Origin of the sequence: Pseudomonas sp. TR47, assembly GCF_044143025.1 — a bacterium.
GTDB classification, from domain to species: Bacteria; Pseudomonadota; Gammaproteobacteria; order Pseudomonadales; family Pseudomonadaceae; genus Aquipseudomonas; species Aquipseudomonas putida_E.
Map to the genome: position 1 here is coordinate 118,739 of NZ_JBHFCS010000009.1, position 12,228 is coordinate 130,966.

The 12,228-nt window shown below is 62.0% G+C and carries 9 protein-coding genes and 1 pseudogene; 4 read left to right on the forward strand and 6 right to left on the reverse strand.

Annotated elements, in window-relative coordinates:
* Nucleotides 1-152 precede the first annotated feature (152 nt).
* Nucleotides 153-3,629 (forward strand): hybrid sensor histidine kinase/response regulator, encoded by a 3,477-nt coding sequence (locus ACEWE8_RS12290; protein ID WP_177010277.1) that lies wholly within the window; start codon nt 153-155, stop codon nt 3,627-3,629.
* Here the strand turns inward: ACEWE8_RS12290 and rmuC are convergent.
* Nucleotides 3,601-4,974, reverse strand: coding sequence for a DNA recombination protein RmuC (gene rmuC, locus ACEWE8_RS12295; protein WP_177010290.1), 1,374 nt, complete (start codon nt 4,972-4,974; stop codon nt 3,601-3,603). The genes ACEWE8_RS12290 and rmuC overlap by 29 nt on opposite strands.
* A gap of 170 nt (nt 4,975-5,144) precedes the next feature.
* Nucleotides 5,145-5,489: pseudogene (locus ACEWE8_RS12300) on the reverse strand (sel1 repeat family protein); the annotation flags it as partial.
* Between the two features lie 953 nt (nt 5,490-6,442).
* On the opposite strand from ACEWE8_RS12300, the gene ACEWE8_RS12305 reads away from it, so the two are divergent.
* From ACEWE8_RS12305 to ACEWE8_RS12315, 3 genes are all read left to right on the forward strand, one after another.
* On the forward strand, nt 6,443-6,667 hold the full coding sequence (locus ACEWE8_RS12305) for a hypothetical protein (RefSeq protein ID WP_012313162.1): 225 nt from the start codon (nt 6,443-6,445) through the stop codon (nt 6,665-6,667).
* Between the two features lie 248 nt (nt 6,668-6,915).
* On the forward strand, nt 6,916-7,398 hold the full coding sequence (locus ACEWE8_RS12310) for a hypothetical protein (protein WP_012313161.1): 483 nt from the start codon (nt 6,916-6,918) through the stop codon (nt 7,396-7,398).
* Between the two features lie 146 nt (nt 7,399-7,544).
* Nucleotides 7,545-8,810, forward strand: a complete 1,266-nt coding sequence (locus ACEWE8_RS12315) for an OmpP1/FadL family transporter (protein WP_046787433.1) — start codon at nt 7,545-7,547, stop codon at nt 8,808-8,810.
* 197 nt (nt 8,811-9,007) lie between these two features.
* Here ACEWE8_RS12315 and ACEWE8_RS12320 read toward each other — a convergent pair whose 3' ends face one another.
* From ACEWE8_RS12320 to ACEWE8_RS12335, 4 genes are all read right to left on the reverse strand, one after another.
* Entirely contained in the window at nt 9,008-9,559 is a 552-nt protein-coding gene (locus ACEWE8_RS12320) for a glutathione peroxidase (protein WP_046787434.1), read from the reverse strand.
* Between the two features lie 46 nt (nt 9,560-9,605).
* Complete coding sequence (locus tag ACEWE8_RS12325) at nt 9,606-9,728, reverse strand: hypothetical protein (RefSeq protein WP_256345742.1); 123 nt, start codon at nt 9,726-9,728, stop codon at nt 9,606-9,608.
* Nucleotides 9,725-10,927, reverse strand: coding sequence for an MFS transporter (locus ACEWE8_RS12330; protein ID WP_046787435.1), 1,203 nt, complete (start codon nt 10,925-10,927; stop codon nt 9,725-9,727). Before ACEWE8_RS12330 ends, ACEWE8_RS12325 begins: the two co-directional genes overlap by 4 nt.
* A gap of 68 nt (nt 10,928-10,995) precedes the next feature.
* Nucleotides 10,996-12,117 (reverse strand): glycoside hydrolase family 5 protein, encoded by a 1,122-nt coding sequence (locus ACEWE8_RS12335; RefSeq protein WP_144415500.1) that lies wholly within the window; start codon nt 12,115-12,117, stop codon nt 10,996-10,998.
* Nucleotides 12,118-12,228: the final 111 nt, after the last annotated feature.

A 12,228-nucleotide genomic window follows, 5' to 3' on the forward strand; every position in this document is an offset into this window, starting at 1 on the left:
CGATGGCGGGCATTGCCGGGCACCGACACAGGCTGATGTGCCCGGCCCTGCGACGACACGCCACTGCGACCATCGTCGGCGCTGACGAACCTGTGCCTGCGTGCCAGACTGACTGATCGGGACCGCGTTACTTTTTTTGCTCCGGAGTCTTCATGTCGTTGTCCAGCGGGCTGATCGCCCTGGTCGCCCTGGCCTACATGGCCGTCATGTTCGCCATCGCCTTCTACGGCGACCGCCGCAGCACACCATTGCCGCCGCGGCTGCGCGCCTGGGTGTACAGCCTGTCCCTGGCGGTGTACTGCACCAGCTGGACTTTCTTCGGTGCGGTCGGCCAGGCGGCCGAGCAGCTTTGGGCGTTCCTGCCGATCTACCTGGGCCCGATCCTGCTGCTGATCTTCGCACCCTGGGTGCTGCAGAAGATGGTGCTGATCAGCAAGCAGCAGAACATCACCTCGATCGCCGACTTCATCGCTGCGCGCTACGGCAAGTCGCAGACCCTGGCCGTGGTGGTGGCGTTGATCTGCCTGGTCGGGGTGCTGCCCTACATCGCCTTGCAGCTCAAAGGCATCGTGCTCGGTGTCAACCTGCTGATCGGCGCGAATGCCGACGCCACCGGCACCCGTGTGCAGGACACCGCGCTGGTGGTGTCGCTGGTACTGGCGCTGTTCGCCATCGTTTTTGGCACGCGCAGCCTCGACGTGACCGAACACCACCGCGGCATGGTCCTGGCCATCGCGTTCGAGTCGCTGATCAAGCTGCTGGCTTTTCTCGCCGTTGGCGTGTTCGTGGTGTTCAACCTGTACGACGGGTTTGACGACCTGTTCACCCAGGCACGCCAGTCGGTGCTGCTGGACAGCTACTGGCAGGAGACGATCAACTGGCCATCGATGGTCGTGCAGACCGCCGTGGCGATGATGGCGATCATCTGCCTGCCCCGGCAGTTCCACGTGACCGTGGTGGAAAACATCGAGCCGCAGGACATGCGCCTGGCGCGCTGGGTGTTCCCGATGTACCTGGCCCTGGCCGCGCTGTTCGTGGTGCCCATTGCCTTGGCCGGGCAAATGCTGCTGCCAGGCACGGTGATTTCCGATTCCTTCGTGATCAGCCTGCCGCTGGCCGAAGCGCACCCGAGCCTGGCCTTGCTGGCCTTCATCGGCGGTGCCTCGGCCGCCACCGGCATGGTCATCGTCGAGGCCGTGGCGTTGTCGACCATGGTCTCCAACGACATGCTGCTGCCGTGGCTGTTGCGCCGCAATAACGCAGAGCGGCCTTTCGAGGTGTTCCGCCACTGGATGCTGTCGGTGCGCCGGGTGACCATCGTGGTCATCCTGCTGCTGGCCTATGTCAGCTATCGCCTGCTTGGCTCTACCGCAAGCCTTGCAACCATCGGCCAGATTGCTTTCGCCGCGGTGACCCAACTCACCCCGGCCATGCTCGGTGCGCTGTACTGGAAGCAAGCCAACCGCCGTGGCGTGTTCGCCGGCCTCGCTGCGGGTATCTTCCTGTGGTTCTACACCCTGGTGCTGCCGATCGCCGCCCACAGCGTGGGCTGGTCGCTGCAGCTGTTCCCGGGCCTGGCGTGGCTGCACGGCAACCCGCTGGGCCTGCCGATCACGCCGCTCACCCAGGGCGTGGTGCTGTCACTGGCGGGCAACTTCACCTTGTTCGCCTGGGTCTCGATGCTGTCACGCACGCGCGTCTCGGAGCACTGGCAGGCCGGGCGCTTCATCGGCCAGCAGACCAGTGCCCGCCCCAATGGCAAACCGCTGCTGGCGGTGCAGATCGATGACCTGCTGACGCTGGCCTCACGCTTTGTCGGTGAGGAACGTGCGCGGCAAAGCTTCATCCGCTTTGCCTATCGCCAGGGCAAAGGCTTCAACCCCAACCAGAACGCTGACGGCGACTGGATCGAACACACCGAGCGCCTGCTCGCCGGGGTGCTCGGCAGCTCCTCGACCCGCGCCGTGGTCAAGGCGGCCATCGAAGGCCGCGACATGCAGCTTGAAGACGTGGTGCGGATCGCCGACGAAGCCAGCGAAGTGCTGCAGTTCAACCGCGCGCTGCTGCAAGGCGCCATCGAGAACATCAACCAGGGCATCAGTGTGGTCGACCAGAACCTGCACCTGGTGGCCTGGAACCGCCGCTACCTGGAGCTGTTCAACTACCCCGACGGCTTGATCAGCGTCGGCCGGCCGATCGCCGACATCATCCGTTACAACGCCGAACGCGGCCTGTGCGGCCCGGGCGAGGCACAGGTGCATGTGGCGCGGCGCCTGCACTGGATGCGCCAAGGCCGTGCGCATTCGTCCGAGCGGCTGTTCCCCAATGGCCGGGTGATCGAACTGATCGGCAACCCGATGCCCGGAGGCGGCTTTGTGATGAGCTTCACCGACATCACCCCGTTCCGCGAGGCCGAACAGGCGTTGCGCGATGCCAACGAGCGCCTTGAACAGCGGGTTGCCGAACGCACCCACGAGCTGTCGCAACTCAACCAGGCCCTGTCGGAGGCCAAAAGCCAGGCCGAAGCGGTCAGCAAGTCCAAGACCCGCTTCCTGGCGGCGGTCAGCCATGACCTGATGCAACCGCTCAACGCCGCGCGGCTGTTCTCCGCCGCCTTGTCGCAGCAGGCCGGGGGCATGAACGACGAGGCCCAACAGTTGGTGCAGCACATGGACAGCTCGCTGCGTTCGGCCGAAGAGCTGATCAGCGACCTGCTGGATATCTCGCGCCTGGAAAACGGCAAGATCACACCCGACATCAAGCCGTTTGCCCTGAATGAGCTATTCGATACGCTGGGTGCGGAGTTCAAGGTCCTGGCCGCCGAGAAGGGGCTGGAGTTCCGCTTGCGCGGTAGCCGCCTGCGGATCGACAGCGACATGAGGCTGCTACGCCGGGTGCTGCAGAACTTCCTTACCAACGCCCTGCGCTACGGCAAGAGCCCGATCCTGCTGGGCGCCCGGCGCCAGGGCGAACGGCTGTGGCTGGAGGTGTGGGACCGCGGCCCGGGCATCGCCGACGACAAGCTGCAGGTCATCTTCCAGGAATTCAAGCGCCTGGACAGCCACCAGACCCGCGCCGAAAAGGGCCTGGGGCTGGGCCTGGCGATTGCCGATGGTCTGTGCCGGGTGCTCGGCCACACGCTGCAGGTGCGCTCATGGCCGGGCAAAGGCACCGTGTTCCGCGTCAACGTACCGATCGCCCGCCAGGCCGTAGCCGCGCCGAGCGCACCGGTGGAGCAAGCCAGCCAGCCGCTGGCCGGGCTGCAGGTGCTGTGCATCGACAACGAAGACAGCATCCTGATCGGCATGAACAGCCTGCTCAGCCGCTGGGGCTGCCAGGTGTGGACAGCGCGCAACCGCGCCGACTGCGAGGCGTTGCTGGCGCAGGGCATGCGCCCGCACCTGGCGCTGGTGGACTATCACCTGGATGACGGCGAAACCGGAACCGGGCTGATGGGCTGGCTACGCGCCCGCTTGGGCGAGCCGGTGCCTGGGGTGGTGATCAGCGCCGACGGCAGCAAGGAAACCTTGGCCACGGTGCATGCCGCAGGCCTCGATTACCTGGCCAAGCCGGTCAAGCCGGCGGCCTTGCGCGCACTGCTCAATCGCCATCTGAGCCTGGTTCAGTAACCGCCTCGTCCGGCACCGTTTCATCCGTCAGTGCCCGCTCCAGCAAGTCGGCCGGCAGGCTCTTGCTGGCACGGGCGCCGAGCAGCTTGAGCTGCTCACTGCGGCTGACCAGGTTGCCACGCCCTTCACAGAGTTTGTTGCGCGCTGCGGCATAGGCCTTGTCGACCTGCTGCAGGCGATTGCCCAGCTCGTCCAGGTCCTGGATGAACAGCACGAACTTGTCATACAGCCAACCGGCCCGTTCGGCGATCTCGCGCGCGTTCTGCCCTTGGCGTTCTTGCTTCCACAGGCTGTCGATGACCCTCAGGGTGGCGAGCAAAGTGGTCGGGCTGACGATCACGATCTGCCGGTCGAAGGCCTCCTGGAACAGGTTCGGCTCGGCCTGCAGGGCAGCCGAGAACGCGGCCTCGATGGGCACGAACAACAGCACGAAATCCAGGCTGTGCAAGCCTTCCAGGCGGTTGTAGTCCTTGCTCGACAGGCCTTTGACGTGGCTGCGCAGCGACTGTACGTGCTGTTTGAGCGCGCTTTCATCATTGTTGCTGACAAACTGCTGGTAGGCAGTGAGGCTGACCTTGGCATCGACCACCACCTGCCTGTCACCCGGCAGCATGATCAGTACGTCTGGCTGGAAGCGCTCCCCATCGGCGCTCTTGAGGCTGACCTGGGTCTGGTACTCGCGGCCCTTTTCCAGCCCGGCATGCTCGAGCACACGCTCGAGAATCAACTCACCCCAGTTGCCCTGGGTTTTCTGGCCCTTGAGCGCCTGGGTAAGGTTGGTGGCTTCGTCGGACAGGCGCAGGTTGAGTTGCTGCAGGCGTTCCAGTTCCTTGCCCAGGGAAAAACGCTCACGGGCTTCCTGCTGGTAGCTCTCCTCGACACGCTTTTCGAAGGCCTGGATGCGCTCCTTGAGCGGGTCGAGCAACTGGCCCAAGTGCTGCTGGCTGGTCTGTGCGAAACGCTGCTCGCGTTCGTCGAAGATTTTCGTGGCCAGGTCGGCGAACTGCGCACGCAGGGTATCGCGGGCTTCCTGCAGGTCTTCAAGGCGCTGCTGATGGCTGTCCTGCTGCTCACGCAGCTCAGCTTCCAGGCGTGCTGCCTGGGCCTCCAGGCGACGCTGTTCGGCTTCCCGGTTGACGCGTTCGAGGTGCCAGGCGTGAGCAGCGTCTCGGGCATTGTCGCGGTCAATCTGCAGCAGCTCGAGTTCGCGGCCCTGGGCGGCCAGTTGGGCCTGCTTGAGCGTGTTGGCTTCGCTGAGGTCACTGACCTCGTCCCGGCTGGCATCCAGTTGCGCCTGCAGGCCGGCCTGGGCCAGCAGGGCGCCATTGAGGCGTTCTTCGAGCAAGGCCCGCTCGCTTTGGCGGGCAGCCTGACGGCGCTGCACCTGCATGACCCAAACCAGGCAAGGCAAGGCGCCTGCCACCAAGCCCAGCACAATGCTGGTCAGATCCACTGCCATGCTTACCCCGAACAAGTCTGTCGCAAATGAGATGCAGCTTAACAGTCCGTTTGTTCCTGCGCCTGCCCCGGCTCACTGGCCTGGCAGAGCCGCGCGTACTCCAGTTGCGCAAGGCGGTCGCCGGCCCGCGCCGCCTGGCGCAGCAGTTCATGACCGATGCGCCTGTCACGGGAATTGCCGCAGTCGCGGCAGAGCATCTGCCCCAACCGGCTCTGGGCCACTACCACGCCCTCGCGAGCCGGCTGTTTGAGCAGGCGTCCGGCCAAGTGCTTGACCTGCGGCTTTTCGCCCAGGCGCGGGTTGTCCAGCAGCCATAGGGCCACTTTCAGTGAAAAGCGTTTGGACGAAGGGGCTGATGAAGTGACAGCGGGTTCGGTGGGGGATTTACCGCGAAATTTCATGACAAACAGAGAAGGCAATTCGAAAGGCGCGCCACTCTACCCTTTTTTTCATATCGTGACCTGAGGATTTTCTGCGCCCGGAAAAAAATATCGATGATCTTTTCTTGACGTTTCCAAGTGGATGGCCGGCGGATCTGCAGCTGCCTGATGATTGTCGGACAGTTCCGTAATTTGCTGGCACTCCCGTCCTAGAGCAAGCGCTCGGGACAATCCACAGTTCCTGTGGATAACTCGGTGGACAACCCCCCAAACCACCCCGCAAACCCGCGTGAAACGGGGCTTCCAGTCAAACTGACGATTTTTTCACCAGCTAAAAATAGTGTTTTTTTTCATTGACTTAAGGTACCAGTCAAGGCATTGGCAGGCTTGGCGGGGGGTGTTGTCGAGCTGTTACAAGTCACGCCTCGAATGTGAACAAGTGCACCGAAAACCTGCATTTGAATGCACGAACTTGGTACATCCAGCCGGTTGTGCGCCATTTGCCCCCTCTTCACACAACGCAAAAGAAACGCCATACTGCTCGGCTCACCTTAAGACATGTGACAAAGCTTGCAAAGCACCTCAGCTTCCGGTAAGGTGCCCCTCGTTAGTACCAAGCTGAAAGTCAATTCTGGCCAGAAACGTCCTTGCAGGCCTGCTCCCCCCAAGAGCAACACTGCTGAAACCAGGACCGGCCCTTTCGATGATTCACTCACCAGCCTTGCGCTGTTCAGCACGAATCACGTGACAGATTGATCAGGATTCCATACCGATGGCCTAGAACCTTGGCCCCGGCATGCTGCCTGCCCTCTGAAGTACCTACCAGTCAGCCCAAGCGCCCACCTTATGATTGCGCCCCCTCTGGCTGCCCTGTTCCAGTCAGGTTCGTTCGTCCCTTAATAAAGGCGTCACTGGAACGTTTCTATCATGCACGGATCATAATCCCCGTGTTTAAAGCAGGAACATCCAACAATATGCAAACTCATCATCAAATTCAGGCTGCCATTGGCACCCTTTCCCAGGCCTTCTCGCCGTTGAAGTGCCTTATCACTGCCCCACGCAAGGGCAACTTCAGCTTCACCCTGGTGGACGAGCACGGCGTTGCCTGCCACACCGAACGCCTGTACCCAGAACAGTACAGCCGCTCGGAACCGCTGCAGGCCGTCATTGCCCGGACGCGCCAGTCGCTCACTGCGTGAGCGGCGAATACCGTAGCATTCAGCTGTTGAATGCAGTAAACGGTAAGCTACCTGATCGTTCTTGGCCTAATTGCCGCAGGGCATATAGCGCCGAACGTCAGGCAGCAATCGATTTAAAAACAGCCCTTTACACCACGATTATCACACTACACTTCAACTCGAGCGGTCCTTGCCGCTTCCGGCGGGCCTGATCACTCACCAGCTGCCAAGCTCCCACGCCCGTCGGCCCTTTACTGCTCGAGGGCATCATGGGTATTGCGGCGAATGAATTGTGTCAGTATGTGATTCGACCAACCTTGGTCTACCTCAATCGTCATTGCGCCAGTGCCGAAGCCCTTTTGCTGGGCATCGCGGCCAGCCAGTCGGCACTCGGTTCGGCGTTGCATGACCGCCGCGGCCACGGCCTGTACCGTATTGGCGAGCATCGCCATCGGGCGGTCTGGGACGATTTTCTCGCCCGTGACCCTGAGCTGGCCAGCCTGGTTCGCGGCCTGGCGAGCCAGCATGCCTTCCTGGGCGGCCCGCACCTGGAACTGGCAGTCAACCTGCGCTACTCCACCGCCATTGCCTGGATGCTCATCGAAGCACAAGCAACGCCCCTGCCTGCCGTTGACGACCTGCTAGGCCAGGCGCGAATCTGGCGCCAGATTTTTCACCCCCAAGGTCGTCTGCGCGACTTCACCCAGGCCTGGCATCTGTGTATTGCTCAGAAATTGCCACAGGCATCTTAAGAAACGTCCTACAGCATTGCCGGAAAAAATGGAATTTTGGTCGGATTGTCCTACAAAACCGCTCTATCTCCTGCGATACAGGCTATGGCGCGGCGCGTGAATTGTTGGTAGCTTTTCGCCCCGGAGATCCCAAGGAGTTTCTAATAATGAAAAAAGTAATGCTCAAAACCTCCCTCGGCTTGGCCGTGGCTTTCGCTTCCAGCCATCTGTTCGCTGCCGGCTTCGCCCTCAACGAACAGAGCATCAGCAGCATGGGGACAGGTTTCGCGGGACGTTCTTCTTCTGCCGAAGATGCCAGTACCGTGTTTGGCAACCCGGCAGGCATGTCACGCCTCAAGCGCGAACAATTCACCGTGGGCGGCGCAGCCGTCATCGCCAAAACCGATATCTCGGGCCCTGGAAGCAACCTCGGGGGGGAAACCGATGGTGACATGGTGCCTGTGGTCGGCGTGCCGATGGGTTACTACGTCAAACCTATCGATGATCACTGGAGCGTCGGTTTCGGCGTTTATGTACCGTTTGGCCTGGTAACCGACTACGGTAGCGACGATGCCGCGCGCTATTGGGGTAAAAAGAGCCACGTCGAAGTCATCACCTTCCAGCCCACCGTCAGCTACGCCTTCAACGATAAAGTCTCGATCGGTTTCGGCCCGACCATCAACCGCATCAAGGGCGAACTGGGCTCGAGCCTGATCAACCCGTTCACCCCGGGCAGCAATGACGGTGAAGTGAAGATCAAGGGCGACGATACCGCCGTCGGTTACAACATCGGTATCCTGGTGCAGGCCACCGACCGCACCCGCGTAGGCCTGACCTACCACTCCATGGTCGACTACAAGCTCGAAGGCAAGACCCGTGTCAGCACACCACTGATCGGCCCCTTCAACGGCGACAAGTTCGACGCCAGCCTGAAGATCAAGACACCGGAATCGGTCGACCTTTCGGTCACCCATGAGCTCGACGACCAATGGACCCTCTACGCGGGCAGCACCTGGACCCGCTGGAGCCGCCTGGAAGACATCACCGTACAGAACGATGTTCCGGCACCGCTGGCAGGTTCGGCGTTCGAGACCATCAGCGAAGAGCAGAACTGGCATGACACCTGGGCCCACGCCATTGGCGCGTCCTACAAGGTGAACAAGGAGTGGGTGCTGCGCACCGGCTTTACCGTCGACCAGTCGCCAACTAACAACCACGACCGTTCACCGCGCATCCCGACCGGCGACCGCAAGGTGTTCAGCCTGGGTGCGGGCTGGAGCCCGAACGACGACATGACCATCGATGTTGCCTACTCCTACCTGTGGGAGGAAGACACCAAGGTCAACCAGGTCAGCGCCAGCAAAGGCAGCTACCAGGCCAAGTACGAGAACAGCGCTCACGGTGTGGGTGCCTCCCTCACCTACCGCTTCTGATACGTACGGCTGTGTGAACGCCGCCCTTGTGGCTGATGCCAGTCAGTTAGCTTTATCAGGGCTGCTACGCAGCCCATCGCCGGCAAGCCAGCTCCCACCGGGGCCGCGCAGTTCTTGAAGCCTGCGCGGTACCTGTGCGAGCTGGCTTGCCGGCCATGGCTGCAAATCACAAGGACAGCAAAAACAAGAGCGCGGGGTTATGGCTGCGATGCAATCGCCTTCTCGATCGCCGCCTTGAACTCAGGATCATCCGGCTTGGTCAGGCTGGAGAAGTTGGCAATCACCTTGCCCTTGCGATCAACCACGTACTTGTAGAAATTCCACTTCGGAGCACTGCTTTGCTCCGCCAGCCCCACGAACAGCGGGATCGCATCTTTGCCCCGTACCGACTGGGTCTTGGTCATGGTGAACGTCACGCCATAATTGGCATAACAGACCTTGGCCGTCTTCTCGCTGTCAGCATCTTCCTGCTTGAAATCGTTGGACGGCACGCCGAGCATTTCCAACCCCTGCTCGTTGTACTCCTTGTAGGTACTCTCGAGCCCCTCAAACTGCGGCGCAAACCCGCAATAACTGGCCGTGTTGATCACCACCAACGGCTTGCCGCCAAAACGCTGGCAAAGGTCGACCTGACCCTTGCCACGCAACTCCGGCAGGCTGCCCTGCAGCAATGCCGGGCAATCCGCCGCCCAGGCAGACCCGGCAGCGAACATAGCCAGCAACGGCATCATCAACCCATATGCACGCATCAAAAGACTCCCCTGCAAAACGATCCTCGAACTTGCAGAGTAGCGCTTAACAAACGCCCATGCCCAGTTGCATGAGGGCCATGCCGCCCCGATGCCAGCCCCACCACGCCAGCACCAGCAGCAGTGCGGCCCCCAGGGCCAGCAACCCGCAAGCAAGGTAGCGGTTCATGCCGCCTGAGCCTGCAGACGGGCGACCGGGCGTTCACTCACCGGCCAGTTGAGCGCCGCTGCCAGCAGACTGAGCAGAATCGAGATCTGCCAGACCAGGTCGTAGTTGCCGGTACGGTCATACACCACACCACCCAGCCAGCCGCCGAGGAAGGCACCCAACTGATGGAACAGGAAGACGATGCCACCCAGCATCGACAGGTTACGCACACCGAACACAGTGGCCACGGTGCCGTTGGTCAACGGTACGGTCGATAGCCACAGCAAGCCCATGGCAATGCCGAACAGATAGGCGCTGAACTGGGTCACCGGTGCCCAGAGGAACAGCACGATCACCACCGCGCGCAACAGGTACAGCGCCGTGAGCAGGCGCGGCTTGGACATGCGCCCACCCAGCCAGCCCGCCGTGTAGGTACCTACGATGTTGAACAGCCCGACCAGCGCCAGCACGGTGGTACCGGTGGTTGCCGCCAGGTGCTGGTCGACCAGATAGGCCGGCAAGTGCACGCCGATGAACACCACCTGGAAGCCGCAGACGAAAAAGCCCAGCGCCAGCAGCCAGAAACCCGAGTGCGAGCAGGCTTCATGCAACGCCTGGCCAAGCGTCTGTTCGCCACCGTAGGCAGGCAACGGGCGGTCACGCAGCAGCCCGACAAAGGGCACGATCAATGCCACCAGCAGGCCGAGCACCAGCAGCGCTGCCGACCAGCCCAGCCATTCGATGAGGCCCAGCGTGCCGGGCAGCATCGCAAACTGACCGAACGAACCTGCTGCGCTGGCAATGCCCATGGCCATGCTGCGTTTTTCAGCCGGTACCGCCCGGCCAACCACGCCCAGAATGACCGAGAACGAGGTGCCGGACAGGCCGATACCAATCAGCAGGCCGGCACTGAGTGACAGCGACCAGGCCGAGTCGGCCGTACTCATCAGCAGCAAACCGGCGGCATACAAAATGCCGCCGATGATGACCACCCGCGCCGCGCCCAAGCGGTCGGCCAACGCGCCGGCAAACGGCTGCGCCAAGCCCCAGATCAGGTTCTGCAGGGCGATGGCGAACGCGAAAACCTCACGGCCCCAACCAAAATCGGCGCTCATCGGCGCCAGGAACAACCCGAAGCCGTGCCGGACACCAAGGGACAACGCCAAGATCAACGCCGCCCCCGCCAGTACCCACCCGCTGGTTCGCCAAACCGAAGTCATTGTCGTTATCTCCAGCACATCGCAAAGTCATGCGGGTATATACCCGCACCCAGGATGTTGCAAGAAGCTCAGTGGCTTTCTGCAGTCAAACGCCGCCGGATCGGCTCGAATTCGTCAGTAGCGCTACGGGCCAGCGGGTCCGGTGCCCCCTTATCTATGGCTTGCCAATAGCGCCAAGGCACCTTGGCCGAACCCAGCTCATAGTCCATGCCATCCCAGCTGTCCTCACGGAAGCTGTAGAAGGCCCAGTGCAACTGGTTGCGATCAAGCACCCTGAGCATGTCCTCAAGATATTGCCTACAGCCCGGCAAGCGGCGCATGCAACCGAACTCGCCTACGACCAGGCGCTCACGCGGCACTTTGTTGGCCACCATCCACGCCAGTGGCTGCTCAAGGTATTGCTCTACCCGCTTGCCATCCCAGTGCCAGGCTTGCCCGGCAAAAGGTACCAGCCCTGGATAGCCATACGGCTTTTTGCGCGTCATGTTCGGCGCACTGGTAGCGGCAAAGGGCTCGTACATGTGAATGCTGTAAAGCAAACGCTGATCCTCGAGCGGCTCGGGCCAGTAGCTGAAGGCGTCAGCACCGGCGTACCAGCCAGCATCGAGCATGACCGGCGTGAGCGTATCCACCTCACGGATCGCCAGCAGCAGTTGCCGATAGAACGCCGGCAGATCACGTGCGCCGCCCTTTTCGCGCGCATACCACTGCTGCATGTGCGGCGCGGGCGCATGCTCGGCAAGGCCGCCCTCACGCTCCGGTGCCGGTTCGTTGATCAGGTTGTAGGCGGCTATGGCCGGGTGGCCCTTGAGCTCGCGCGCCAGGTCACGCCAGAAATCGGCCGCCTGGGCCCAGTACTGCTTGTCTTGCCACAGGCGGTCATCGAACTGGCCCTGGTTGTTTTGCGACCAGCGCATGCCCGGCAGGGACAGAGGGGCAATCACTACCTTGAGGCCAGCCTGATGCGCACGATCAAGTGTAGCGCGCAGTGTCTGGAGGTCGGTTTCGGGCAAGCCCCGATAGTGGTCGGCGCTACCCAGCAGAAAATCGCGCTGCGCAGGTTGCCATTTGTCATAGGAAAGCCGCACCCAGGTGGCGCCATAACCGCGCAAAGCGTCGAAGTAGGCCTGGTCGGGTGGCAGGCGGTTGAAGCTGTTACCACCGTGGCGCGGGGTGTTCCAGAAGTCCATGAGGTCGGCGGCACAGGCCGGCGACAGGACAAAGGTGAGCAAGCTGGCAAGGATCCAGTGCCACATGGGGCCTCCTTGGCCTGTTGAAAAAACCGAGGATACCCGTTCCAA

Coding starts and splice junctions, on each gene's coding strand:
- ACEWE8_RS12290 (WP_177010277.1), top strand. CDS start 153: ATGTCGTTGTCCAGCGGGCTGATCGCCCTGGTCGCCCTGGCCTACATG.
- ACEWE8_RS12305 (WP_012313162.1), top strand. CDS start 6,443: ATGCAAACTCATCATCAAATTCAGGCTGCCATTGGCACCCTTTCCCAG.
- ACEWE8_RS12310 (WP_012313161.1), top strand. CDS start 6,916: ATGGGTATTGCGGCGAATGAATTGTGTCAGTATGTGATTCGACCAACC.
- ACEWE8_RS12315 (WP_046787433.1), top strand. CDS start 7,545: ATGAAAAAAGTAATGCTCAAAACCTCCCTCGGCTTGGCCGTGGCTTTC.
- ACEWE8_RS12320 (WP_046787434.1), bottom strand. CDS start 9,559: ATGCGTGCATATGGGTTGATGATGCCGTTGCTGGCTATGTTCGCTGCC.
- ACEWE8_RS12325 (WP_256345742.1), bottom strand. CDS start 9,728: ATGAACCGCTACCTTGCTTGCGGGTTGCTGGCCCTGGGGGCCGCACTG.
- ACEWE8_RS12330 (WP_046787435.1), bottom strand. CDS start 10,927: ATGACTTCGGTTTGGCGAACCAGCGGGTGGGTACTGGCGGGGGCGGCG.
- ACEWE8_RS12335 (WP_144415500.1), bottom strand. CDS start 12,117: ATGGACTTCTGGAACACCCCGCGCCACGGTGGTAACAGCTTCAACCGC.